The sequence below is a fragment of the Klebsiella sp. C283 genome, assembly GCF_048822555.1.
Classification (GTDB): domain Bacteria; phylum Pseudomonadota; class Gammaproteobacteria; order Enterobacterales; family Enterobacteriaceae; genus Klebsiella; species Klebsiella quasipneumoniae.
Genome location: NZ_JBMEZS010000012.1, coordinates 17,216 through 41,162, shown reverse-complemented (window position 1 = coordinate 41,162; position 23,947 = coordinate 17,216). Strand labels below are relative to the sequence as shown.

General features: G+C 59.1%; 21 protein-coding genes. 6 read left to right on the top strand and 15 right to left on the bottom strand.

Features of this window, described 5'->3' with window-relative positions; genetic code table 11:
* Positions 1-5: 5 nt before the first annotated feature.
* Positions 6-1,208: a phenylpropionate dioxygenase ferredoxin reductase subunit gene (gene hcaD, locus ACOI7Z_RS22260; RefSeq protein WP_087848833.1), complete on the top strand. Its 1,203-nt coding sequence runs from the start codon at positions 6-8 to the stop codon at positions 1,206-1,208.
* Positions 1,209-1,309: 101 nt separating this feature from the next.
* The gene (locus ACOI7Z_RS22255; RefSeq protein WP_023290656.1) at positions 1,310-1,732 is read left to right on the top strand and encodes a DoxX family protein; all 423 of its coding nucleotides are present in this window, start codon (positions 1,310-1,312) and stop codon (positions 1,730-1,732) included.
* A 55-nt stretch (positions 1,733-1,787) separates the two neighbouring features.
* Here the strand turns inward: ACOI7Z_RS22255 and glyA are convergent, their stop codons facing one another.
* Positions 1,788-3,041 (bottom strand): serine hydroxymethyltransferase, encoded by a 1,254-nt coding sequence (gene glyA / locus ACOI7Z_RS22250; RefSeq protein WP_002914027.1) that lies wholly within the window; start codon positions 3,039-3,041, stop codon positions 1,788-1,790.
* Between the two features lie 325 nt (positions 3,042-3,366).
* Between glyA and hmpA the strand changes: the two genes are divergently transcribed.
* A complete protein-coding gene (gene hmpA, locus ACOI7Z_RS22245) occupies positions 3,367-4,557 on the top strand; it encodes an NO-inducible flavohemoprotein (protein WP_086075122.1) in 1,191 nt (396 codons plus the stop codon).
* A gap of 74 nt (positions 4,558-4,631) precedes the next feature.
* On the opposite strand, the gene glnB is transcribed toward hmpA, so the two are convergent.
* The 5 genes from glnB to purL form a co-directional block, all read right to left on the bottom strand.
* The gene (glnB, locus tag ACOI7Z_RS22240; RefSeq protein WP_002914032.1) at positions 4,632-4,970 is read right to left on the bottom strand and encodes a nitrogen regulatory protein P-II; all 339 of its coding nucleotides are present in this window, start codon (positions 4,968-4,970) and stop codon (positions 4,632-4,634) included.
* A 65-nt stretch (positions 4,971-5,035) separates the two neighbouring features.
* Positions 5,036-6,373, bottom strand: coding sequence for a two-component system response regulator GlrR (gene glrR / locus ACOI7Z_RS22235; protein ID WP_420702440.1), 1,338 nt, complete (start codon positions 6,371-6,373; stop codon positions 5,036-5,038).
* On the bottom strand, positions 6,360-7,046 hold the full coding sequence (gene qseG, locus ACOI7Z_RS22230; protein ID WP_170927819.1) for a two-component system QseEF-associated lipoprotein QseG: 687 nt from the start codon (positions 7,044-7,046) through the stop codon (positions 6,360-6,362). The genes glrR and qseG overlap by 14 nt, the downstream gene beginning before the upstream one ends.
* Before the next feature lie 29 nt (positions 7,047-7,075).
* Positions 7,076-8,497 (bottom strand): sensor histidine kinase, encoded by a 1,422-nt coding sequence (locus ACOI7Z_RS22225; RefSeq protein WP_086075121.1) that lies wholly within the window; start codon positions 8,495-8,497, stop codon positions 7,076-7,078.
* Positions 8,498-9,089: 592 nt separating this feature from the next.
* Positions 9,090-12,977, bottom strand: coding sequence for a phosphoribosylformylglycinamidine synthase (gene purL / locus ACOI7Z_RS22220; RefSeq protein ID WP_087848832.1), 3,888 nt, complete (start codon positions 12,975-12,977; stop codon positions 9,090-9,092).
* A 175-nt stretch (positions 12,978-13,152) separates the two neighbouring features.
* Here purL and mltF point away from each other — a divergent pair, with 175 nt between their 5' ends.
* Positions 13,153-14,769: a membrane-bound lytic murein transglycosylase MltF gene (mltF, locus tag ACOI7Z_RS22215; protein WP_050533271.1), complete on the top strand. Its 1,617-nt coding sequence runs from the start codon at positions 13,153-13,155 to the stop codon at positions 14,767-14,769.
* Here mltF and tadA read toward each other — a convergent pair.
* Both tadA and yfhb read right to left on the bottom strand, forming a co-directional pair.
* The gene (tadA, locus tag ACOI7Z_RS22210) at positions 14,766-15,275 is read right to left on the bottom strand and encodes a tRNA adenosine(34) deaminase TadA (RefSeq protein WP_023290663.1); all 510 of its coding nucleotides are present in this window, start codon (positions 15,273-15,275) and stop codon (positions 14,766-14,768) included. The two genes, mltF and tadA, sit on opposite strands and share 4 nt — an antisense overlap.
* 62 nt (positions 15,276-15,337) lie before the next feature.
* Complete coding sequence (yfhb, locus tag ACOI7Z_RS22205) at positions 15,338-15,973, bottom strand: phosphatidylglycerophosphatase C (RefSeq protein ID WP_017900418.1); 636 nt, start codon at positions 15,971-15,973, stop codon at positions 15,338-15,340.
* A 211-nt stretch (positions 15,974-16,184) separates the two neighbouring features.
* Here yfhb and ACOI7Z_RS22200 point away from each other — a divergent pair, with 211 nt between their 5' ends.
* Together ACOI7Z_RS22200 and ACOI7Z_RS22195 are read left to right on the top strand one after the other, a co-directional pair.
* On the top strand, positions 16,185-17,033 hold the full coding sequence (locus tag ACOI7Z_RS22200; RefSeq protein WP_087848831.1) for a MurR/RpiR family transcriptional regulator: 849 nt from the start codon (positions 16,185-16,187) through the stop codon (positions 17,031-17,033).
* 56 nt (positions 17,034-17,089) lie between these two features.
* Positions 17,090-17,350 (top strand): YfhL family 4Fe-4S dicluster ferredoxin, encoded by a 261-nt coding sequence (locus tag ACOI7Z_RS22195; protein ID WP_023290665.1) that lies wholly within the window; start codon positions 17,090-17,092, stop codon positions 17,348-17,350.
* Positions 17,351-17,362: 12 nt separating this feature from the next.
* Here the strand turns inward: ACOI7Z_RS22195 and acpS are convergent, their stop codons facing one another.
* The 7 genes from acpS to lepA form a co-directional block, all read right to left on the bottom strand.
* Positions 17,363-17,743 carry a holo-ACP synthase gene (gene acpS, locus ACOI7Z_RS22190; protein WP_004201835.1) on the bottom strand — a complete coding sequence of 127 codons (381 nt, stop codon included), beginning with the start codon at positions 17,741-17,743 and terminating at the stop codon, positions 17,363-17,365.
* A complete protein-coding gene (gene pdxJ / locus ACOI7Z_RS22185) occupies positions 17,743-18,474 on the bottom strand; it encodes a pyridoxine 5'-phosphate synthase (protein ID WP_004201834.1) in 732 nt (243 codons plus the stop codon). The genes acpS and pdxJ overlap by 1 nt, the downstream gene beginning before the upstream one ends.
* Before the next feature lie 11 nt (positions 18,475-18,485).
* Positions 18,486-19,223 (bottom strand): DNA repair protein RecO, encoded by a 738-nt coding sequence (gene recO / locus ACOI7Z_RS22180; RefSeq protein ID WP_002914062.1) that lies wholly within the window; start codon positions 19,221-19,223, stop codon positions 18,486-18,488.
* An 11-nt stretch (positions 19,224-19,234) separates the two neighbouring features.
* Positions 19,235-20,140, bottom strand: a complete 906-nt coding sequence (gene era, locus ACOI7Z_RS22175; protein ID WP_023290667.1) for a GTPase Era — start codon at positions 20,138-20,140, stop codon at positions 19,235-19,237.
* Positions 20,137-20,817 (bottom strand): ribonuclease III, encoded by a 681-nt coding sequence (gene rnc / locus ACOI7Z_RS22170; protein ID WP_002914065.1) that lies wholly within the window; start codon positions 20,815-20,817, stop codon positions 20,137-20,139. Before rnc ends, era begins: the two co-directional genes overlap by 4 nt.
* A gap of 249 nt (positions 20,818-21,066) precedes the next feature.
* Entirely contained in the window at positions 21,067-22,041 is a 975-nt protein-coding gene (lepB, locus tag ACOI7Z_RS22165) for a signal peptidase I (RefSeq protein WP_004201827.1), read from the bottom strand.
* Between the two features lie 15 nt (positions 22,042-22,056).
* Entirely contained in the window at positions 22,057-23,856 is a 1,800-nt protein-coding gene (gene lepA / locus ACOI7Z_RS22160) for a translation elongation factor 4 (RefSeq protein ID WP_023290668.1), read from the bottom strand.
* Positions 23,857-23,947 lie beyond the last annotated feature (91 nt).

The following is a 23,947-nucleotide window of genomic DNA, read 5'->3' as shown; positions in this document are numbered from 1 at the left end:
TGATGATGAGCGAACCGATGATTGCCATAATCGGCGGTGGACAGGCCGGGGCGATGGCCGCCGCGGCCCTCCGCCAGCAGGGTTACCAGGGTCCCCTGCACCTGTTTTCTAATGAACCCCATTTACCCTATGAGCGCCCGCCGCTGTCGAAAGCGATGCTGCTGGATGCAGATCCGCAGCGACAGCCGGTGCTCCCCGCCAGCTGGTGGCAGGACAACAACGTCCAGCTGCATCTCGGTGTGACGCTGCGCGATATCGATCGTCAGGCGCAGAGCCTGACGCTGGCAGACAATCGCGTCTTTCACTGGCGACAACTGCTGCTGGCGACCGGAGCCGCCGCCAGGCCGCTGCCGCTGCTTGACGCGCTGGGGGAACGTTGCCTGACCCTGCGACACGCCGGCGATGCTGCGCGTCTGCGCGCGGCGCTGCAGCCAGGGAGCGAGGTGGTTATCATCGGCGCAGGCACCATCGGCCTGGAGTTGGCCGCCAGCGCTATTCAGCGCGGCTGTCGCGTCACGGTGGTGGAGCAGGCATCGACGGTGATGGGTCGCAACGCCCCGCCGCCGGTCCGCGATTACCTGCTGGCCCACCATCGCCAGGCCGGGGTACGGGTGCTGTTGAACAGCGCCATCGAACAGGCGGAACAGGGAACTCACCTCACCCTCACTTTACAGAGTGGCGAAACCCTGCGCGCCGGGACGGTCGTATATGGCATTGGCATCGTGGCTAACGATGCTCTCGCGCGCCGCGCCGGGCTGGAGACCGACAATGGCATCGTCGTGGATGCCGACGGCAGGACCTCGGACCCGGCTATTTTTGCCGCCGGCGACGTCACGCTGACGCGGCAATCAGATGGTTCGCTGTCGCGTGTCGAGAGCTGGGAAAATGCTAATATCCAGGCGCAGATTGCCGCTGCGGCCATGCTTGGCAAACCACGCCCCGCCAGGGCGCCAGGCTGGTTCTGGACCGATCAGTACGAAGATAACCTGCAGTTTATTGGCGATATGCAGGGCGAAAAGTGGTGGTGTCGGGGAGCGCCCGCCGATCGCAAAGCGATCTGGTTCCAGCTGCGCGACGGCGTGTTAACCGGCGCGGTCACCCTCAATCACGGTCGCGAGATCCGCACGCTACGCAAGCTCATCCAGAGTGGTAAAGCGGTGAATGCCGAAACGCTATGCGATGAAAACGTCCCGTTAAAAATGCGGTAATTTCGTTGTTCAGCGGACCGGGGATGTTGCCAGGACTAACGTGGCGGGAAGCAAAAACGTGTATTACGTTTAAAGGACACTTCTCTCATAACGAGCTGATTATGAACACACTCCGCTATTTTGATTTTGGCGCATCCCGCTCTCTGCTACTGCTTATCGCCCGCATCGCCGTGGTAGTTCTGTTTATTCTTTTTGGCTACCCCAAACTGCTGGGCTTTGACGGTACGGTGCAGTACATGGCCGCCTCCGGCGCGCCGATGCCGACCCTGGCGGCGATTATCGCCGTCATTATGGAAGTGCCTGCCGCCATTTTAATTGTGCTGGGCTTTTTCACCCGCCCGCTGGCGGTCATCTTTATCTTCTACACCCTGGGCACCGCGGTGATTGGCCATCACTACTGGGATATGACTGGCGATGCGGTATTGCCGAACATGATTAACTTCTGGAAAAACGTCAGCATCGCCGGCGCTTTCCTGCTGCTGGCGGTAACCGGCCCCGGAGCGATTTCGCTCGACCGCCGCTAATCTCCAGACGCAAAAAAGGCCGCAAACGCGGCCTTTTTGATGTCAACGCTAACGCTTACGCATAAACCGGGAAGCGGGCGCAGATATCCAGGACTTTGCCTTTCACGCGCTCAATGACCGCGTCGTCATTGATATTGTCCAGCACATCACACATCCAGCCAGCCAGCTCTTTGACTTCCGCTTCTTTAAAGCCACGGCGAGTCACCGCCGGAGAACCGATACGGATACCGGAGGTTACGAACGGGCTCTTCGGATCGTTCGGCACGCTGTTTTTGTTGACGGTGATGTTGGCGCGGCCCAGGGCAGCGTCAGCTTCTTTACCGGTCAGGTTTTTATCCACCAGGTCCAGCAGGAACAGATGGTTCTCAGTACCGCCAGACACCACTTTGTAGCCGCGGTTCAGGAACACTTCCACCATTGCTTTGGCGTTTTTCGCAACCTGCTGCTGGTAAACTTTAAACTCTGGCTCCATCGCTTCTTTCAGCGCCACCGCTTTCGCTGCGATAACGTGCATCAGCGGGCCGCCCTGCGCGCTTGGGAATACCGCAGAGTTCAGTTTCTTGTACAGCTCTTCGCTACCGCCTTTCGCCAGGATCAGGCCGCCGCGCGGACCCGCCAGGGTTTTGTGGGTGGTGGTGGTCACGACGTGAGCATGCGGAACCGGGTTCGGATACACGCCAGCGGCAATCAGGCCTGCCACGTGCGCCATATCGACAAACAGGTATGCGCCGATGCTGTCAGCGATTTCACGCATTTTTGCCCAGTCAACGATACCGGAGTAAGCGGAGAAACCACCGATGATCATCTTCGGTTTATGTTCCTGAGCCTGCTTCGCCATGTCGTCATAGTCAATTTTGCCGGACTCATCAATACCGTAAGGGATGATGTTGTACAGTTTGCCGGAGAAGTTAACCGGAGAGCCGTGAGTCAGGTGCCCGCCCTGCGCCAGGTTCATCCCCAGCACGGTATCGCCCGGCTGCAGCAGCGCGGTGTAAACGGCAAAGTTAGCCTGGGAGCCGGAGTGCGGCTGGACGTTAGCATAGTCAGCGCCGAACAGCTCTTTCGCGCGGTCGATAGCCAGCTGCTCAACCACGTCGACATATTCGCAGCCGCCGTAGTAACGCTTGCCCGGATATCCTTCAGCATATTTGTTGGTCAGCTGAGAGCCCTGCGCTTGCATCACGCGCGGACTGGTGTAGTTTTCGGAGGCGATCAGTTCGATGTGCTCTTCCTGACGTACTTTTTCCTGCTCCATAGCCTGCCACAGTTCGGCATCATAATCGGCAATGTTCATTTCACGCTTTAACATCCGCATCTCCTGACTCAGCTAACAATAAAATTTCGGCCTAAAAAGGCGGTCCGATTGGACAACGGCCCACAGTATAACCGAATCATTCTGTGATAACAGGTCTTGACAAAGGATTTTACGCAAACGTTTGGCTCCGCATGACACAAGGCTTTGAGCAATAACGCCTCTCTCAGTATCAACGGATTTCTTTTCAGGATTGTGATGCAAATTCTTCATGTTGTAACTGCAACGGCGGAAAGTGTTAAAGAACCATTTACAACGCAGGGTTATTTCCTTAAGATGTATTTAAAATACATCATTAAAGTAACACACAAGGAAGCACGCTATGCTCGACGCTCAAACCATCGCTACGGTCAAAGCCACCATCCCCCTGCTGGTAGAGACTGGACCAAAATTAACCGCCCATTTCTACGATCGTATGTTTGCGCATAACCCGGAGCTCAAAGAGATCTTCAATATGAGCAACCAGCGCAACGGCGACCAGCGAGAAGCGTTGTTCAACGCCATTGCCGCCTACGCCAGCAATATCGATAACCTGCCCGCCCTGCTGCCGGCGGTGGAAAAAATCGCCCAGAAACACACCAGTTTCCAGATCAAACCGGAGCAGTACAACATCGTGGGCAGCCATCTGCTGGCGACCCTCGATGAAATGTTCAGCCCGGGTCAGGAAGTCCTTGATGCCTGGGGGAAAGCTTACGGCGTGCTGGCGAACGTCTTTATCGGCCGCGAAGCCGAGATCTATCAGCAAAACGCCAGTAAAACCGGCGGCTGGGAAGGGACCCGCGCGTTCCGCATCGTGAAGAAAACCCCGCGCAGCCAGCTTATCACCAGCTTTGAGCTCGAGCCGGTCGACGGCCAGCCGGTCGCCGATTACCAGCCTGGCCAGTATCTGGCCATCTGGCTGAAGCCGGAAGATTTCGAATATCAGGAAATTCGCCAGTACTCCCTGACCCGCAAAGCGGACGGCAAGGGCTACCGCATCGCGGTTAAACGCGAAGAAGGCGGCCAGGTTTCCAGCTGGCTGCATAACCATGCCAGCGAAGGCGATGTGGTCTATCTGGCGGCGCCGGCCGGGGACTTCTTCCTTAACGTTGAGCCGCAGACGCCGGTCACTCTGCTCTCCGGCGGCGTCGGGCAAACGCCGATGCTGGCGATGCTGGATGCGCTGGCGAAGAGCCGCCATCAGGGTCAGGTGAACTGGTTCCATGCGGCAGAGAACGGCGACGTGCACGCCTTCGCGGACGAAGTTAAAACACTGGGTGAAACTCTGCCGAAGTTTACATCTCACGTCTGGTACCGCAGCCCGAGCGAAGCGGACCGTGAATCCGACGCGTTTGATAGCGAAGGTTTGATGGATTTAACGGCCCTGGCCGGCAAGATCGGCGACCCGCAAATGCAGTTCTATCTCTGCGGCCCGGTGGCGTTTATGCAGTTTGCCGCGAAGCAGCTGGTAGATCTGGGCGTGAGCAGCGGCAACATTCATTACGAATGCTTCGGGCCGCATAAGGTGCTGTAAGCCCCGACGACGCGGGGATTTGTAGGCCGGGTAAGCGCAGCGCCACCCGGCAATACTGCAGCGAGCGGCGAGCGTTAAATCGCCGCGTCGTCTTCTTCGCCGGTACGGATACGAATCACGCGCGCGACATCAAAGACAAAGATTTTACCGTCACCGATTTTGCCGGTCTGCGCGGTACGGATGATGGTATCCACACAGGTATCGACGATATCGTCGGTCACCACGATTTCAATTTTCACTTTCGGCAGAAAATCGACCATATACTCCGCGCCGCGGTAGAGTTCGGTGTGCCCTTTCTGGCGGCCAAAGCCTTTCACTTCCGTTACCGTCATCCCGGTGATGCCGACTTCGGCCAGCGCTTCACGCACGTCATCCAGTTTGAAAGGTTTAATAATCGCATCAATCTTTTTCATGGTGTTCCTGTCTTAGTCGCGTAACCGGTTGCTTACCGTATCATAACTTGCGCTATGTTGCGGAGCTACTCTTTAAAGTCGTTGGCGTCGAGCTCATGGCGCGACAGCAGCTTATAGAATTCAGTGCGGTTGCGTCCAGCCATCCGCGCGGCGTGGGTGACGTTGCCCCTGGTAATCTGCAGCAGCTTGCGCAGGTAGTTCAGCTCAAACTGATTGCGCGCCTCCACGAAGGTCGGCAGGGCGGTGTTCTCGCCCTCCAGCGCCTGCTCCACCAGCGCATCGCCGATCACCGGCGACGAGGTCAGGGCCACGCACTGCTCAATCACGTTCACCAGCTGGCGCACATTGCCCGGCCAGTTGGCGGCCATCAGCCGCTTCATCGCATCGCTGGAAAACGCCCGTACGAACGGCTTATGGCGATCGGCGGACTGACGCAGCAGATGATTGGCCAACAGCGGAATATCTTCCGTGCGTTCGGAGAGCGGCGGGATCTTCAGGTTAACCACATTGAGGCGATAGAACAGATCTTCGCGAAACTCGCCGCGAGCCATCGCCTTCGGCAGGTCGCGGTGGGTGGCGGAGATGATCCGCACGTTGATCTCGATATCGCGGTTGCTGCCGAGCGGGCGTACCTTACGCTCCTGCAGGACGCGCAGCAGCTTCACCTGCAGGGCGACCGGCATATCGCCAATCTCATCGAGAAACAGCGTACCGCCTTCGGCGGCCTGGAATAACCCTTCTCGGTTGCTGACCGCGCCGGTAAAGGCGCCCCGCACATGGCCGAACAGTTCGGACTCGAGCAGCTGTTCCGGCAACGCGCCGCAGTTAATCGCCACGAACGGCTTGTCATGACGCGGGCTGGCGTTGTGGATCGCCTGGGCGACTATCTCCTTCCCGGTCCCGCTCTGGCCGTTAATCAGCACGCTAACGTCGGATTGCGCCACCATCCCGGCCTGCTCGAGCAGGCGCAGCATCAGCGGGCTGCGGGTGACAATGGCCTGACGCCAGGCTTCGTCGGTGGCTGGCGAGCGCTGCTCCAGCGCCTCATCAATGGCTTGATACAAGGCGTCTTTATCAACCGGCTTAGTCAGGAAGCTGAAGACGCCCTGCTGGGTGGCCGCCACCGCGTCGGGGATCGAGCCATGGGCGGTGAGAATGATCACCGGCATGCCGGGCTGCCCCTTCTGGATCTCACTGAACAGCTGCAGACCGTCCATTTCATCCATCCGCAGATCGCTAATCACCAGATCCACCTTCTCACGCCCCAGCACGCGCAGCGCTTCCGGGCCGCTCTCGGCGGTGACCACGCTATAGCCTTCGCTGACCAGGCGCATGCCCAGCAGCTTCAGCAGCCCCGGATCGTCATCCACCAGCAGCAAACGCGCCGGTTTACGGATCGTCATGGATCACCTCCGGCACTTTTTCGCTGCCGAAATTGCCGCCCGGCTTGCGGCTGGAGAGCTGGCGTTCAATATCCGTCAGATTCTCCAGCTTACGGGTGGTCAGCTCCAGCTGTTCGCGCAGCGACTGCTCCTGCTGGCGCAACGTCTCCAGCTCGCTATCGCTGGACTGCTGAAGCTTCGCGTAGCGGGCTCGCTCCTCCACCAGCTGCAGCTGACGGGCCTGCCCGTCGCGCCAGAGCTGATACAGCGGGCGGACCTGAACGGCGATTTGCGGGCTGAAGGTGTCGAGACGCGCCACCAGCTCGCGGCGCTCGTCAGGGGTAATTTTGGCATCGGCAAGCAGAATGCCGCGGCGGAACGCGTCCTGCCAGCTGTCGTCGGTATGGCGTTTCGCCTCCGCTCGCGCCTGCGCCGGCGCGAGACGATCGGCGCAGTCAATGCCCCGCAGCCAGTAGAGGGGGTTTTTGTCGCTGGCATCGCTGCTGTGCGCCCAGATATCGGCGCAGTCCACCGCGACAAAATCGGCCACCTGATGCTGCGCCTGCCCGGGGGCGGCGGCACCTTCCGCACTATGCGGCGAGAAGCCGGCGGAACACCCCGCCAGCGTCAGACAAGCAATGCCTGAGAGCAGCCATCCGCTAAGGGAACGGCGCCAGGCCAGGATTTGGGACATAGTTCCCCGATATCGATTCATTAGTTGGATTATTCCGGCGCTGAGGGAAGCGTAATGCGAAAACAGACCTGCCCGGCGGGGGCGTCAACCAGACTGAGCTCCCCTTGCATCTGACGGACGCAGTCGCGGGCGATGCTTAACCCCAGCCCACTGCCTTTCACGGCCCCTTTACGCTGGTGACTCCCCTGGTAAAAGGGCTCAAAAATCATATTCTTTTCCGCGGCCGGGATCGGTTCGCCGCTGTTGGCGACATCAATACGCACCTGCTCTCCGTGCCGGTAGCTATGGATACGAATGTTACCGGATTCAGCGCCATAGTGCACCGCATTGGAGTAGAGATTATCCATTACGCTTATCAATAGCGCAGGCTCTGCCAGACAATGCCGCGCCCGCAGCGCCAGCTCGGTATGCATCAGTTTAGCCCGCGCGGGCAAACTGTGCGCCGCCACGACGTTTTCCACCAGCTCCACCAGGTCCACTTCTTCCCGGGCTACCGGGCCGTCGGCCTGTTTGCGGTTGTAGTCCAGCAGCTGTTCAATCAGCTTTTGCAGGTTGCGGCTGCTGCTGTCGAGGATCTCGACGATCTCCTGCTGCTCCGGCGTCAGCGGCCCGGCGACACGGTCGGCCAACAGCTCGGTGCCTTCACGCATACTGGCCAGCGGGGTTTTCAGCTCATGCGACAGATGGCGAAGAAACTGATGCCGCTGCGACTCCAGCCATGCCAGGCGCTCGCTGAGCCAGATAATGCGCTTGCCCACCGAGCGCAGCTCGCGCGGGCCGGTAAACAATGCCGCGTCGTCCAGCGACTTCCCTGCCCCCAGCTGGTTGATCATTCTTTCGATGCCTTTCACCGGGCCGATGATCATGCGGGTAAAAAGCAGCACCAGCGCCAGGCTCAGCAGAAACAGCACCAGCGCCTGCCAGCCGAAAAACTGGCCGCGCTCGGCAATCTCCTGCTGCAGCTGCTGGCCGCGGGAATAGACCACCGCCCGGGTCGCCTGGACCATGTCGCTGTTATTACTGGCGAACACTTCCAGTCTGGCGGCGGCCTGGGCGTCGGGACCGCTGTTGTTACACTGCAGCTGCGCCAGATCGCTGACATCCTGGCGCAGCGCCTGCCAGAGCTTCTCGTCCGGCAGCACGCCGGCGTGCGCGTCCAGCATCTGGCTGTAGCGCTGCCGCTGGTTTTGATAGACGCGCGCCAGCGTCGGATCGTCCAGCACGCAGTACTGGCGATAGCTGCGCTCCATCTCCAGCGCGGCATTGATCATCGCCTCGCTGCGGCGGGCATCGACCAGCGTAGTGCGGTTGATATGCGCCGCCTGGGCGCTGAGGGCATTGAGGCTCTGCCAGGCCTGCCAGGCCAGCACCAGCAACGGCAGCAGGATCAGCACAAAGGAGAGCGTCACCAGCTGACGCAGCGAACGGGGAAAAAGAGAGAGTCGCTTCAAGGGTGTGGTCTCAATCATTAGCTCTGGTCGATGCTAACTGAGGAGCGCGGCGGAGAAAAGCGATACCCGTCGCCACGGCGCAGCAGAAACAACAAAGCCAGGCGCAAGGCCTGGCTTTGTTGAGAAATGAGGCGGTGCCTTACTCGACGTTTCGCCCGATGTCTGATAAAGCCAGGCTGTTATCAGGAGTTGGACGGCAGGCACCTGTTTGTGCGTCATTCGAAGTTTATGTAGCGCGTCCCGAAGGGGCTGACATAAGAAGGTGAATGAGCCACTAGTTAATATTATGCATGAACTATGCCATCTTTCAAAACATTTTATTAACACGTTGATATATATGACTTTCACCATAAAACCCAACCATTCCAGCGCTGTATACTTTTCATCCATGATGTCGCCGATTAACGACACTAAATATGCCCCAGGTTACTTATCATTTAAATCAATAACTTAAGTGTCGCCTTTTGGCGACACCGCAATATGTCAGTTGTCGGTGATTCCCGACACCCTGGCGTGCCGGCCGTCACAGATAAAAAAAAGCCCCCTGCCTGAGCAGGGGGCCGATACGTTCGCGAGACACGCTTCGGGAAGATTAACCCAGCTGTTTACGCGCGTTGCGGAAGATACGCATCCACGGGCTGTCTTCGCCCCAGTTTTCCGGGTGCCAGGAGTTGCTTACGGTGCGGAAGACGCGTTCCGGGTGCGGCATCATGATGGTCGCGCGCCCGCTTTCGCTGGTCACCGCGGTGATACCGTTCGGGGAACCGTTCGGGTTCGCCGGATAGGTTTCGGTCACTTTGCCGAAGTTGTCCACGAAGCGCAGCGCTACCAGACCTTTGCTCTCCAGCTGGGCCAGATGCGCGCTGTCGCGCACTTCCACCTGCCCTTCGCCGTGGGAGACCGCAATCGGCATCTGTGAGCCAACCATGCCTTCCAGCAGCAGAGACGGGCTTTGCGTCACTTCCACCAGGCTGAAGCGCGCTTCAAAGCGGTCAGACTGGTTGCGCACAAAGCGCGGCCACAGGTCGCTGCCCGGGATCAGCTCGCGCAGGTTGGACATCATCTGACAGCCGTTGCACACGCCGAGCGCCAGGGTCTGCGGACGATGGAAGAAGGTCGCGAACTCATCGCGCACGCGCTCGTTGAACAGAATCGACTTCGCCCAGCCTTCGCCTGCCCCCAGCACGTCGCCGTAGGAGAAGCCGCCGCAGGCCACCAGGGCATGGAAATCGCCCAGACCGGTGCGGCCCGCCAGCAGGTCGCTCATATGCACGTCGATGGCGTCAAAGCCGGCGCGATGGAAGGCTGCCGCCATTTCAACGTGAGAGTTCACCCCCTGCTCGCGCAGGACGGCCACTTTCGGACGCGCGCCGGTGGCAATGTAAGGCGCGGCGACGTCGTCATTAATATCAAACGAGAGCTTCACATTAAGGCCCGGATCGGCGTCGTTGGCTTTCGCCTCGTGCTCCTGATCGGCGCAGGCCGGGTTGTCGCGCAGACGCTGCATCTGCCAGGTGGTTTCCGCCCACCACATGCGCAGGGTGGTGCGGCTTTCGCTAAACACCGTCTGACCGCTGGCGGTCAGCACGAAGCGATCGCCCTCGACCGCTTTACCGAGGTAATGCACGCAGTCCGCCAGGCCGTTAACCGCCAGAATGGCTTCCACTGCCTCACGGTCTGCGGCGCGGACCTGAATCACCGCCCCCAGCTCTTCGTTGAACAGCGCCGCCAGACGGTCGTCGCCCAGCGCGGCGATATCCGCTTCCAGTCCACAGTGGCCGGTAAAGGCCATTTCCGCCAGGGTGACCAGCAGGCCGCCGTCGGAGCGGTCGTGGTAGGCCAGCAGTTTACGCTGCGCCACCAGGGCCTGCATCGCATCCCAGAAGCCTTTCAGCTGCGCGACATCGCGCACGTCAGCCGGCTTGTCGCCGAGCTGGCGATAGACCTGCGCCAGCGCCGTCGCGCCCAGCGCGTTGTGCCCTTTACCGAGGTCGATCAGCAGCAGGGCGTTATCTTCCGTCGAGATCTGCGGCGTGACGGTATGACGAACATCTTCGACACGAGCGAAGGCGGAGATCACCAGCGACAGCGGAGAGGTCATCTCACGCTGCTCGCTGCCTTCCTGCCAGCGGGTTTTCATCGACATTGAGTCTTTGCCGACCGGAATGGTCAGGCCCAGCGCCGGGCACAGCTCTTCGCCCACCGCTTTCACCGCCTCATACAGACCCGCGTCTTCGCCCGGGTGGCCGGCGGCGGCCATCCAGTTAGCCGACAGCTTCACGCGGTTCAGCTCGCCAATCTGCGTGGCGGCGATATTGGTCAGCGCTTCGCCAACCGCCAGACGGCCGGAGGCGGCGAAGTCCAGCAGAGCAACCGGGGCGCGCTCGCCCATCGCCATCGCTTCGCCGTAGTAGCTGTCGAGGCTGGCGGTGGTGACCGCGCAGTTGGCCACCGGGATCTGCCACGGGCCGACCATCTGGTCGCGGGCGACCATGCCGGTCACGGTGCGGTCGCCGATGGTCACGAGGAAGGTTTTCTCGGCCACCGTCGGCAGGTGCAGAACGCGATTAACCGCATCGGCGATGGTAATCGGTTGGCGATCCAGCGCGCTGCCCTGGGCTTTCAGGGTCTGCACGTCGCGGGTCATTTTCGGCGTTTTGCCAAGCAGGACGTCCAGCGGCAGATCGATCGGCTGATCGTTAAAGTGGCTGTCGCTCAGGCTCAGGTGCTGCTCGGCGGTGGCTTCGCCGATAACCGCATAAGGCGCGCGCTCGCGGCGGCACAGCTCGTCGAACAGCGGCAGTTGCTCCGGGGCGACCGCCAGGACATAACGTTCCTGCGATTCGTTACACCAGATCTCCAGCGGGCTCATGCCTGGCTCATCGCTCAGGATATCGCGCAGCTGGAATTTACCGCCGCGGCCGCCGTCGCTGACCAGCTCCGGCATGGCGTTGGAGAGACCGCCGGCGCCGACGTCGTGGATAAACAGGATCGGGTTGGCGTCGCCCAGCTGCCAGCAGCGGTCGATCACTTCCTGACAGCGACGCTCCATTTCCGGGTTGTCACGCTGGACGGAGGCGAAATCGAGGTCGGCATCGGACTGGCCGGAGGCCATGGAAGACGCCGCGCCGCCGCCGAGGCCGATGTTCATCGCCGGACCGCCCAGCACGATCAGCTTCGCGCCGACGGTAATCTCGCCCTTCTGCACGTGCTCGCCGCGGATGTTGCCGATACCGCCGGCCAGCATGATTGGTTTGTGGTAGCCGCGCAGCTCTTCACCGTTATGGCTGGTGACTTTCTCTTCATAGGTGCGGAAGTAGCCGTTCAGCGCCGGGCGACCAAATTCGTTGTTAAACGCCGCGCCGCCCAGCGGGCCTTCGGTCATGATGTCCAGGGCGGTGACGATGCGATCCGGCTTGCCGAAATCTTCTTCCCACGGCTGTTCGAAGCCCGGGATGCGCAGGTTGGAAACCGAGAAGCCCACCAGGCCCGCTTTCGGCTTCGCGCCGCGGCCGGTGGCGCCTTCATCGCGGATTTCGCCGCCGGAGCCGGTTGCCGCGCCCGGCCATGGGGAGATGGCCGTCGGGTGGTTATGGGTTTCCACCTTCATCAGAATGTGCGCCGGCTCCTGATGGAAGTCATAGCGTCCGGTCTGGTGGTCGGCAAAATAGCGCCCCACTTCAGACCCTTCCATCACCGCGGCGTTGTCTTTATAGGCCGACAGGACGTAGTCCGGCGTTTTTTCGAAGGTGTTTTTGATCATTTTGAACAGCGACTTCGGCTGCTGTTCGCCGTCGATGATCCAGTCGGCGTTGAAAATTTTGTGACGACAGTGCTCTGAGTTCGCCTGGGCGAACATATACAGCTCGATATCGTTCGGATTGCGTCCCAGACGGGTAAAGGCGTCCTGCAGGTAGTCAATTTCGTCATCTGCCAGCGCCAGCCCCAAACGGAGGTTGGCGTCAATCAGCGCCTGACGCCCTTCGCCCAACAGGTCAACGCTGGTCACCGGCGTCGGCTGATGGTGAGCGAACAGCTTTTCGCCCGCTTCCAGCGCGTCGAAGACGCTCTCCATCATGCGGTCGTGCAGTTCCGCCGCCACCGCGGCCCACTGTGCTTCGGTCAGAGTCGAGGCTTCAACATAATACGCCACGCCGCGCTCCAGACGCACAACCTGAGCCAGGCCGCAGTTATGGGCGATATCGGTAGCTTTAGAAGACCAGGGAGAGATGGTGCCAGGGCGAGGGGTCACGAGCAGTAATTTACCGGTCGGGGTATGGCTGTTTAAGCTCGGGCCATACTTAAGCAGTCGCGCCAGGCGCTCGCGATTGTCAGCGCTCAGCGGGGCGTTCAGATCGGCAAAATGAATATACTCGGCATATATGGCGCTTACCGGAAGGTTGGCCGCCTGAAATCGTGCCAGCAGTTTATTAATACGGAATGCCGACAGTGCAGGTGAACCACGCAAAATTTCCATCATAAGTCTCTCGTCTTCGAAGCTTTCAGGGTGAGCCAGGGGGGGAAACGGGCGTCATTATAGTGAATCCTGCGCCCCGACGAAACCGTTTGCGTAGAAATAAAATCATTGATGCTGTTTATCAATAAATGTGACGTCCATCGCGAATAAGTTGCCAACTGGCGCATTCTTAAGCAGAATGCCGCTCATTCGACGACAACCTTGCGTTTTTTCCGGACATCGCCTGCTGAGGAACCTGAAGCTGCAGAAGATTAACGCGCTGAAAAAATTAAAGATTAATTATCTGCTCATCGGCATTGTCACCCTTTTGCTGGCGGCTGCCCTGTGGCCGTCGATCCCCTGGTCCGGTAAACCGGAGAACCGGGTGGCGGGCATTATCGCTCGCGGCGAGCTACGCATCAGCACCATCAACTCGCCGATGACCTTCGCCACCATGAACAATAAAACCTTCGGCCTGGACTACGAACTGGCGAAGCAGTTTGCCGACTACCTCGGCGTGACGCTTAAGATAACCGTCCGCCAGAACATCAGCCAGCTGTTTGACGACCTCGACGACGGTCAGGCCGATATGCTGGCCGCCGGGCTGGTCTATAACCAGGAGCGGGTGAAAAACTACCAGGCCGGCCCTGGCTACTACTCCGTTTCCCAACAGCTGGTCTATCGCGTCGGCAATACCCGGCCGCGCAGCCTCGCGGCGCTGACCGCCGAGCAGCTCGCCATCGCCCCGGGTCACGTGGCGATCAACGATCTCCAGGTACTGAAAGCGGAGAAATACCCGGATCTTGCCTGGCGCGTGGACGAAAAGCGCGGCACCACCGCGCTGATGCAGGCGGTGATTGACGGCAAACTCGATTACACCATCGCCGACTCGGTAGCCGTCAGCTTGTTTCAGCGCGTCCATCCGGAGCTGGCGGTAGCCCTCGATATCACCGACGAACAGCCGGTCACCTGGTTCAGCGCTCGGGACGACGATAATTCGCTGTCGGCGGCGATGCTTGATTTCTTCAACAATATTAATGAAGACGGCACCCTGGCGCGCCTGGAAGAGAAGTACCTCGGCCACGGCAACGATTTCGATTATGTCGATACCCGCACCTTCCTGCGCGCGGTGGAAAACATTCTTCCGGAGGTGCAGCCGCTGTTTGAAAAGTACGCCCGCGAGATCGACTGGCGCCTGCTGGCCGCCATCGCCTGGCAGGAATCCCACTGGGATCCGCAGGCCACCTCGCCTACCGGCGTGCGCGGCATGATGATGCTTACGCGTAATACGGCGCAGAGTCTGGGGCTGACTGACCGGACCGATGCGGCGCAGAGTATCGAGGGCGGTATGCGCTATCTCCAGGATATGATGGATAAAGTGCCGGATTCGATCCCGAAAGATGAACGCATCTGGTTTGCGCTGGCCGCTTACAATATGGGCTATGCCCATATGCTGGACGCCATGGCGCTTACCCGCAAACAGAAAGGCAATCCCAACAGCTGGGCAGACGTTAAGCTGCGTTTACCCCTGCTGAGCCAGAAACCCTATTACAGCAAACTTAAATACGGCTATGCCCGCGGCCATGAGGCCTACGCCTATGTGGAAAACATCCGCAAATATCAGATAAGCCTTGTCGGCTATTTGTCAGAAAAGGAGCGCCAGCAGCAGCAAACGCTGGCCCTGGCGGAGGATTACCCGGCGGTGCTCCCCAATGAGCTCGAACAGCCGCAGGAGACCACCCTGCCCTTTTTCAAGTTTCGCGCCGATAAACAGATGGATAATGCCCGGATGAAACTCCCCGGCCACCTGTATTAACTTTCCCCGTTCTGCTCCCGGGCTTTCTTCAGCGCTTTTTTCTCTTCCCGCCGCCAGCGGAAGAAGTCGCTCAGCATGGCAGAGCAGGATCCCGCCAGCACGCCTTCGCTAATCTCAACCCGATGGTTCATTCCCGGGTGGTGCAGAACATCCATCAGCGAGCCGGCGGCGCCGGTCTTGGCATCCCTGGCGCCAAACACCAGGCGGGCGATACGGCTGTGCACCATCGCGCCCGCGCACATCACGCAGGGCTCGAGGGTCACGTACAGCGTGGCGTCGATCAGGCGATAGTTTTGCAGCACCAGCCCGCCCTGGCGTAAGGCCATAATTTCCGCATGGGCGGTGGGGTCGTGACGGCCTATCGGCCGGTTCCAGCCCTCGCCGATGACCTGATTGTTATGCACCAGCACCGCGCCCACCGGCACCTCGCCCTCTTCCCAGGCGCGCTTCGCCAGCGTCAGGGCATGACGCATCCAGTATTCATCATTGAGTTCGAGGTCAGACACAGCGGCCACTCCAGCAGAAAAAGCGGGGCGCATTATACATGGGAGCTATCAATTACACACTATTACTCCAGTTGCTGCAGCTCTCCCTGCGGGGTGACCCGCCAGCGATGCTGGCAAAAGCCGAGCAATGGGTTATCCTGCTCGCTATCGCTATAGCCGCTATACAGCTGCAGCGGAGCGCCAATCTTTTTCTCCAGCTGCACCACCTTTTCATGGCCCAGGCAGCGCAGGGTCAATACCCAGCCGCCCCAGCGGCGCGCGGTGCGGCTGGCTATCAGATTCACCCGCGGCAGCCAGAGGGTATCGCGATAGACCTGTTCCACCAGCGACTGCGGCGAGCCGGTGATCAACCAGACGTCGGCATCGGTACTGGTCAGGTAGGCCGTCAGCCGCGCATGAACCACCGGAAACGCCGTCACATGATGACGAAACCAGCCGACAAACTCCGCTTCCAGCCGCTTCAGTACCGCCTCGCGACGGCCAAAGGTTGACGCCCACAGCAGCAGGCTCATCGGCCAGCGCGCCGCCCGCCCGCACACCGCCAACCCGGCAAGGATCGCCGGCCCCATCGCCACCACCAGCAGCAGGTTCAGCGGCAGATGGCGCAGCAGGTAGCGCAGAAAACTGCCGAACATATCCTGTTGATGCAAGGTTCCGTCCAGATCGAAAAACACCACTCTCCGTTCACTGTGCTGCAAACTGCCTCCTTCTCTCAGGATTCGCTTCTCGTTAGGGTAAGCTTAACAGTCTTATGCCATGAAGAGGGAAAACATCCCTGCCGTTAAGGAAGAATTAAATTAGCAGGCGAAGGAAAAATTGTGGCTTATGAATTTTTAATTCGTGGTATACCCCTTATAATCGAATAAAAATTCTGTCAGTCACGAGCCGGACGGCTCCAGCGGAGCTCCAATGAACTGTTTAACGCGTATTCGTCAGCGCTATCCCACCCTGGCGGCGAGCGACAAAAAGTTGGCCGATTTTATTCTGAGCCAACCCGATGACACCCGGCACCTCAGCTCGCAACAGCTGGCGGTGGAAGCCGGTGTGAGTCAGTCCAGCGTGGTTAAATTTGCCCAGAAACTGGGGTTCAAAGGCTTTCCGGCGCTGAAGCTGGCGCTGAGTGAAGCGCTGGCCAGCAGCCCGGATCCGCACTCCGTTCCGGTACATAACCACATTCGCGGTGACGACCCGCTGCGTCTGGTGGGCGAGAAACTCATTAAAGACAATGTCGCCGCCATGCATGCCTCGCTGGACGTCAACACTGAAGAGACGCTGCGGGAAGCCGTCACGCTGCTGCGCAACGCCCGGCGGGTGATCGTCACCGGGATTGGCGCGTCCGGCCTGGTAGCGCGTAACTTTAGCTGGAAGCTGATGAAGATCGGCGTTAATGCTGTTTCGGAGCAGGATATGCACGCCCTGCTGGCGATGGTGCAGGCCATGTCCAGCGACGATCTGCTGCTGGCGATCTCTTACTCCGGCGAGCGTCGGGAGATCAATATGGCGGCCGGTGAAGCGCTGCGCGTGGGCTCCAGGATCCTGGCGATCACCGGCTTTAGCCCTAACGCCCTGCAGCAGCAGGCGACCCACTGCCTGTACACCATCGCCGAAGAGCAGGCGACGCGCAGCGCGGCCATCTCTTCCACCAGCGCGCAAATGATGCTCACCGACCTGCTGTTTATGGGGCTGGTGCAGCAGGATCTGGAGCGGGCGCCGGAGCGCATTCGCCATAGCGAAGCGCTGGTGAAAAAGCTGGTCTGAGCAGAAAATGGGCGTATAATGCCCGCCCTGTTTGTGTTGTTTCTGAGATTTTCCTGATGGCGCTGTTAATTACCAAAAAATGCATCAACTGCGATATGTGCGAGCCGGAGTGCCCTAATGAGGCCATTTCGATGGGTGACAGCATTTATGAAATTAACAGCGACCGCTGCACCGAATGCGTGGGCCATTACGACACGCCCACCTGCCAGAAGGTGTGCCCGATCCCAAATACCATTCTGAAAGATCCGGCACACGTCGAGAATGAAGAACAGCTGTGGGATAAATTCGTCCTGATGCACCACGCGGATAAAATTTAACCGCTTCCCGGCTTAGCTTTCAACAATCACCGTGGCGCAGGCGTAATGGCGCTCATCGGCGAGCGTGACATGAATATGGCTCACCCCCAGTCGTTCCGCCAGCCGTTGCGCCTCACCCCATAGCCGCAGCTTCGGCTTGCCCAGCTCATCGTTGTAAACTTCGAACTGATTAAAGGCCAACCCGTTGCGGATCCCGGTCCCCAGCGCTTTCGCCGCCGCTTCCTTGACCGCAAAGCGTTTCGCCAGGAAACGCACCGGCTGCTGGTGCTGCTCCCAGATGCTCCATTCATGGTCGCTCAGCACCCGGCGGGCAAGGCGATCGCCGCTGCGGGCGATCACCGCCTCGATGCGGGCGATCTCGACGATGTCGGTACCCAGCCCGAGGATGGCCATTAGCCGCGCGCTTCCAGCATCAGACGTTTCATTTCCGCCACCGCCTCTTTCAGGCCGCTCATTACCGCCCGGCCAATAATCGCGTGGCCGATATTCAGCTCATGCATTTCCGGCAGCGCAGCAATCGCCTTCACGTTGTGATAGGTCAGACCGTGACCCGCATTGACCTTCAGGCCGAGGCTGGCGGCGTAGGTGGCCGCTTTGGCAATACGTTCCAGCTCCTTCGCCTGCTCGGCGTCGGTTTTAGCATCGGCATAGCAGCCGGTGTGGATTTCGATATAGGGCGCGCCAACGTCCGCCGCCGCTTTGATCTGCGCCTCATCCGCATCGATAAACAGGGAGACCAGGATGCCGGCATCCGCCAGGCGTTGACAGGCATCACGCATCTTGTCGCGCTGGCCGGCCACGTCCAGTCCGCCTTCGGTGGTCACTTCCTGACGCTTCTCCGGCACCAGGCAGCAGAAATGCGGTTTGGTTTCGCAGGCGATCGTCAGCATCTCTTCGGTGACCGCCATTTCAAGGTTCATGCGGGTGTGCAGCGTCTGGCGCAGGATACGCACATCGCGATCGGTGATATGGCGGCGGTCTTCGCGCAGATGCACGGTTATGCCGTCGGCGCCGGCCTGTTCGGCAATGAAAGCCGCCTGAACCGGATCCGGGTAAGCGGTGCCGCGGGCGTTACGCAAGGTCGCGATATGGTCAATATTGACCCCTAACAGTAATTCAGCCATGACAATCCTCGTTAATCATTATTCGTATTATCCGCTCGCGCCTTTCGCGCGGGCATAAACTGGCGAAACAATTCCCGGCTCTTGAGCGGTTTGCCGCCGAGATAGGGCTTCAGGGCGATACGGGTAAAGCGCTTCGCGGCGCGTAACGTATCAACATCAGGAAACTCGCGACTCGCCAACGCTTTCAAATGGTGCCCGGTAAACGTGTTGTTATCAATCACCAGGCTGGCAATAAAGCCTTTTTCTTCGCGATAGCGGTAGGTCATGGTGTCGTCCACCGGCTCGCCGCTCCCGGCACAGTGGAGAAAATCCACGCCATAGCCCAGGTGTCCGAGCAGCGCCAGCTCAAAGCGCCGCAGCGCAGGCTCCGGCGAGCCGCTGGCCCCGGCGAGCGCCTGAATGCAGTGCAGATAGTCAAAAAAGAGTTCGGAGAAGCGCGTTTCGTGCTCAAGCACGCGGGAGATAAGCTCGTTAACGTAAAGACCGCTGTAGAGGGTGATGCCGCTGAGCGGCAGCGCCAGCGAGACAGCTTCCGCGCTGCGCAGGGTTTTGACTTCGCCGCGGCCGCCGAAGCGAACCAGCAAGGGGGTAAAGGGCTGTAAAGCGCCTTTAAGATTCGAGCGTTTGGAGCGTGCGCCCTTGGCAACCAGGCGCACGCGACCGGATTCTTCCGTGAAGACGTCCAGCATCAGGCTGGTTTCGCTCCACGGTCGGCTATGCAGGACAAAGGCGCGCTGCCATCCATCCACGTTGCGTTAACTCAGAGGTCGTCAACATAACCGAGACTGCGCAGGGCGCGCTCGTCATCGGCCCAGCCGGATTTCACTTTGACCCACAGTTCGAGGTGCACCGGCGCTTCAAACATCTCCTGCATGTCCTTACGCGCTTCGATGCCGATGGTTTTGATTTTGGCGCCTTTGTTGCCAATCACCATCTTCTTCTGCCCTTCACGCTCGACAAGGATCAAGCCGTTGATGTCGTAACCGCCACGCTCGTTGGTCACGAAACGTTCGATTTCCACGGTGACGGAGTACGGTAGCTCAGCGCCGAGGAAACGCATCAGTTTTTCACGGATGATTTCGGAAGCCATAAAGCGCTGAGAACGATCGGTAATATAATCTTCCGGGAAGTGGTGGATCGCTTCCGGCAGATGCTTACGCACGATCGACGCAATGGTGTCGACGTTGGTCCCCGTTTCCGCCGACATCGGCACGATATCAAGGAAGTTCATCTGGCTGGCGAGGAACTGCAGATGCGGTAACAGATCCGCTTTTTCCTGCACGTTATCCACTTTGTTGACCGCGAGGATCACCGGCGCTTTGGCGTCGCGCAGCTTGTTGAGCACCATCTCGTCGTCCTGCGTCCAGCGGGTGCCTTCCACCACGAAGATGACCAGCTCAACATCGCCAATAGAGCTGCTGGCCGCTTTGTTCATTAAGCGGTTAATGGCGCGCTTTTCTTCCATATGCAGGCCCGGGGTATCGACGTAAATCGCCTGATACGGCCCTTCGGTATGGATGCCGACGATGCGGTGACGGGTGGTCTGCGCTTTACGGGAGGTGATCGAGATCTTCTGCCCAAGCAGCTTATTCAACAGCGTGGATTTGCCAACGTTTGGACGACCCACGATGGCGACAAACCCACAATAACTTTTTTCTTCGCTCATTCCAGCTCCAGCTTTTTCAGCGCCTGTTCGGCGGCAGCCTGCTCCGCCTTACGACGGCTGGAACCTGTGCCAACCACCGGTTCACTCAGGCCACTGACCTGGCAGTGGATAGTAAATTCCTGATCGTGCGCTTCGCCGCGCACCTGGACTACCAGGTAGGACGGCAGCGGCAGATGACGACCCTGCAGATACTCCTGCAGACGCGTCTTCGGATCCTTTTGCTTATCGCCCGGGCTGATTTCGTCCAGACGAGTCTGGTACCAGGAGAGGATTAAGCGTTCAACGTTCTGAATATCACTGTCGAGGAAAACCCCGCCAATTAACGCTTCAACGGTGTCCGCGAGAATCGATTCGCGACGGAAACCGCCGCTTTTCAGTTCGCCCGGCCCGAGGCGCAAGCATTCGCCCAGTTCAAACTCGCGGGCGATTTCCGCCAGCGTGTTGCCACGCACCAGCGTCGCGCGCATACGGCTCATGTCGCCTTCATCCACGCGAGGAAAGCGATGATACAGCGCATTAGCGATCACGAAACTTAAAATGGAGTCGCCTAAAAATTCCAGGCGCTCATTATGTTTGCTGCTGGCACTGCGGTGAGTTAATGCCTGTTGCAACAGCTCCTGATGATGAAAAGTGTAGCCCAGCTTTCGTTGAAGCCGATTAATTACGATGGGGTTCATGCGTTACCAATAAATGAATGCGTCAAAGATGCAGCACACGAAACCGACCTGAGCATACGCTTCAAACAGTAAGTTGAAACAGACCAATACGCTTTCGTGTGCAGTGTCACCCGGCAGAGCGACAACCAAAAACTTCGGGGGGATATTCTATACGCAACGACACGGGATGTCGTTAGTTTGAATGGATTTAAATACTAAATAATTCGCGCCGCTGCGATAACAGCAGCGGCGTGAATTCAGCAGATGAAATTAATGAATTCCACCAATGCGCGATAACCGCACGCCGGTCGGCCATTCACCTTCCTGCTTTTCAAAACTCATCCAGATAGCGGTGGCCTTCCCGACCAGGTTTGCTTCCGGCACAAAGCCCCAGTAACGGCTGTCGGCGCTGTTATCCCGGTTGTCGCCCATCATGAAGTACTGACCCGGCGGCACAATCCAGGTGGCCAGCGGCAGACCGCTCTGATGGTAATACATGCCAGCCTGATCCTGAGCAATCGGCACCATCAGAATACGATGCGTGACGTCGCCCAGCGTCTCCTGACGCTCGGTGAGGCGAATGCCGTCGGCTTTGGTTTCACCCTTCGGCAGCTGCCAGAAACCGCTGCTCGCTTCGCCGCCGTTGCTGCGGGAGAAGGTCTGAACGAAATCGCTCGGCTCCACGTTGGAGTAAGTCACCGGCAGCGCGTTGCCGCAGGCCTGTCCGGAGCTGCAGCCCGGCTGAATGGTGACCTGCTTGGCAATCGGATCGTAGGTGACTTTATCCCCCGGGAGCCCCACCGCGCGCTTGATGTAGTCCAGGCGCGGGTCTTCCGGATATTTAAACACCACGATATCGCCGCGCTTCGGATGGCCCGTCTCGATCAGCGTTTTCTGGTAGATAGGATCTTTAATGCCGTAGGCAAATTTCTCCACCAGGATGAAATCGCCAATCAGCAGAGTCGGCATCATCGAACCTGACGGGATCTGGAACGGCTCATAAATGAATGAACGTACCACCAGAACGATCGCCAGCACCGGGAAAACCGATGCGCCGGTTTCCAGCCAGCCCGGTTTCGGGCCGACTTTCTTCAACGTCTTTTTGTCCAGCTGCTCGCCGGTCGCTGCCTGAGCAGCGGCCTGACGCTCACGACGTTTCGGTGCAAAAATGAACTTGTCCAGGCACCATAAAACGCCCGTCACCAGGGTTGCAATCACCAGGATCAGGGCAAACATGTTCGCCATGCCAACTCCTTAGGGTTATTTGCCGTCTTTACCAACGTGCAGAATGGCGAGGAACGCTTCCTGCGGCAGTTCAACGTTACCGACCTGCTTCATACGCTTCTTACCTTCTTTCTGCTTCTGCAGCAGCTTTTTCTTACGGCTGACGTCACCGCCGTAGCATTTCGCCAGCACGTTTTTACGCAGCTGTTTCACGGTAGAGCGCGCGATGATGTGGTTGCCGATGGCCGCCTGAATCGCGATGTCGAACTGCTGACGCGGAATAAGATCTTTCATCTTTTCCACCAGCTCGCGGCCGCGATACGGCGCGTTATCGTTGTGGGTGATCAGCGCCAGCGCATCGACGCGCTCGCCGTTGATCAGCACATCGACGCGTACCATGTTCGACGCCTGGAAGCGTTTGAAGTTGTAGTCCAGCGACGCATAGCCGCGGGAGGTAGACTTCAGACGGTCGAAGAAGTCGAGCACCACTTCCGCCATCGGGATTTCGTAGGTCAGCGCCACCTGTTTACCGTGGTAAACCATGTTGGTCTGCACGCCGCGCTTCTCCACGCACAGGGTGATCACGTTGCCGAGGAACTCCTGCGGCAGCAGCATGTGACACTCGGCGATCGGCTCACGCAGCTCCTGAATATTATTCAGCGGCGGCAGCTTGGACGGGCTGTCGACGTAGATAACTTCTTTGGAGGTGGTCTCCACTTCGTAAACTACCGTCGGCGCGGTGGTGATCAGGTCAAGATCGTATTCACGCTCCAGACGCTCCTGAATGATCTCCATGTGCAGCAGGCCGAGGAAGCCGCAGCGGAAGCCGAAGCCCAGCGCGGTAGAACTTTCCGGCTCGTAGAACAGAGAGGCGTCGTTGAGGCTCAGTTTGCCCAGCGCGTCGCGGAAAGCTTCATAATCATCGGAGCTCACCGGGAACAGGCCGGCATACACCTGCGGTTTCACCTTCTTAAAGCCAGGCAGCGCTTTGTCTGCCGGGTTGCGGGCGGCGGTCAGGGTATCGCCCACCGGCGCGCCAAGGATGTCTTTGATCGCGCAGACCAGCCAGCCTACCTCGCCGCATTTCAGCTCGGTACGGTCAACCTGTTTCGGCGTGAAGATGCCCAGACGGTCGGCGTTATAGACCTGGCCGGTACTCATGACCTTGATCTTGTCGCCCTTGCGCATGGTGCCGTTTTTAATTCGTACCAGCGACACTACGCCGAGGTAGTTATCGAACCAGGAGTCGATAATCAGCGCCTGCAGCGGCGCGTCCGGATCGCCTTCCGGCGGCGGAATATCGCGCACCAGACGCTCCAGCACCTCGGTCACGCCGACGCCGGTTTTCGCCGAGCAGCGCACCGCGTCGTGGGCGTCGATCCCGACGATATCTTCAATTTCGTCCGCTACGCGCTCAGGGTCGGCCGCAGGCAGGTCGATCTTGTTGAGTACCGGAACGACCTCCAGGTCCATCTCCATCGCGGTGTAGCAGTTGGCCAGGGTCTGGGCTTCTACGCCCTGCCCGGCGTCAACCACCAGCAGCGCGCCTTCGCACGCGGCGAGGGAACGGGAAACTTCATAAGAGAAGTCCACGTGGCCCGGGGTGTCGATAAAGTTCAGCTGATAGGTCTCACCGTCGTTGGCCTTATAGTCCAGGGTGACGCTCTGCGCCTTGATGGTGATCCCGCGTTCGCGCTCAAGATCCATGGAGTCCAGAACCTGGGCTTCCATTTCACGATCAGAAAGGCCACCGCAAATCTGGATGATACGGTCAGACAGCGTCGACTTACCGTGGTCGATGTGAGCGATGATCGAAAAGTTACGTATATTCTTCATATTTAGAGTTAATTATGCCTTACGAGTATCATGAGGCCGCTGTACTGTGCCTGACGTTTTTTAATCCGAAAACGCCGCATTCTACACTACA

What these genes read in the sequence shown, in the direction of transcription:
- ACOI7Z_RS22200 (WP_087848831.1), top strand. Translation starts at nt 16,185, where the DNA reads ATGAACTGTTTAACGCGTATTCGTCAGCGCTATCCCACCCTGGCGGCG.
- hcaD (WP_087848833.1), top strand. Translation starts at nt 6, where the DNA reads ATGAGCGAACCGATGATTGCCATAATCGGCGGTGGACAGGCCGGGGCG.
- qseG (WP_170927819.1), bottom strand. Translation starts at nt 7,046, where the DNA reads ATGTCCCAAATCCTGGCCTGGCGCCGTTCCCTTAGCGGATGGCTGCTC.
- purL (WP_087848832.1), bottom strand. Translation starts at nt 12,977, where the DNA reads ATGATGGAAATTTTGCGTGGTTCACCTGCACTGTCGGCATTCCGTATT.
- glnB (WP_002914032.1), bottom strand. Translation starts at nt 4,970, where the DNA reads ATGAAAAAGATTGATGCGATTATTAAACCTTTCAAACTGGATGACGTG.
- hmpA (WP_086075122.1), top strand. Translation starts at nt 3,367, where the DNA reads ATGCTCGACGCTCAAACCATCGCTACGGTCAAAGCCACCATCCCCCTG.
- lepB (WP_004201827.1), bottom strand. Translation starts at nt 22,041, where the DNA reads ATGGCGAACATGTTTGCCCTGATCCTGGTGATTGCAACCCTGGTGACG.
- glrR (WP_420702440.1), bottom strand. Translation starts at nt 6,373, where the DNA reads ATGACGATCCGTAAACCGGCGCGTTTGCTGCTGGTGGATGACGATCCG.
- era (WP_023290667.1), bottom strand. Translation starts at nt 20,140, where the DNA reads ATGAGCGAAGAAAAAAGTTATTGTGGGTTTGTCGCCATCGTGGGTCGT.
- rnc (WP_002914065.1), bottom strand. Translation starts at nt 20,817, where the DNA reads ATGAACCCCATCGTAATTAATCGGCTTCAACGAAAGCTGGGCTACACT.
- glyA (WP_002914027.1), bottom strand. Translation starts at nt 3,041, where the DNA reads ATGTTAAAGCGTGAAATGAACATTGCCGATTATGATGCCGAACTGTGG.
- pdxJ (WP_004201834.1), bottom strand. Translation starts at nt 18,474, where the DNA reads ATGGCTGAATTACTGTTAGGGGTCAATATTGACCATATCGCGACCTTG.
- acpS (WP_004201835.1), bottom strand. Translation starts at nt 17,743, where the DNA reads ATGGCCATCCTCGGGCTGGGTACCGACATCGTCGAGATCGCCCGCATC.
- ACOI7Z_RS22195 (WP_023290665.1), top strand. Translation starts at nt 17,090, where the DNA reads ATGGCGCTGTTAATTACCAAAAAATGCATCAACTGCGATATGTGCGAG.
- mltF (WP_050533271.1), top strand. Translation starts at nt 13,153, where the DNA reads ATGCCGCTCATTCGACGACAACCTTGCGTTTTTTCCGGACATCGCCTG.
- lepA (WP_023290668.1), bottom strand. Translation starts at nt 23,856, where the DNA reads ATGAAGAATATACGTAACTTTTCGATCATCGCTCACATCGACCACGGT.
- ACOI7Z_RS22255 (WP_023290656.1), top strand. Translation starts at nt 1,310, where the DNA reads ATGAACACACTCCGCTATTTTGATTTTGGCGCATCCCGCTCTCTGCTA.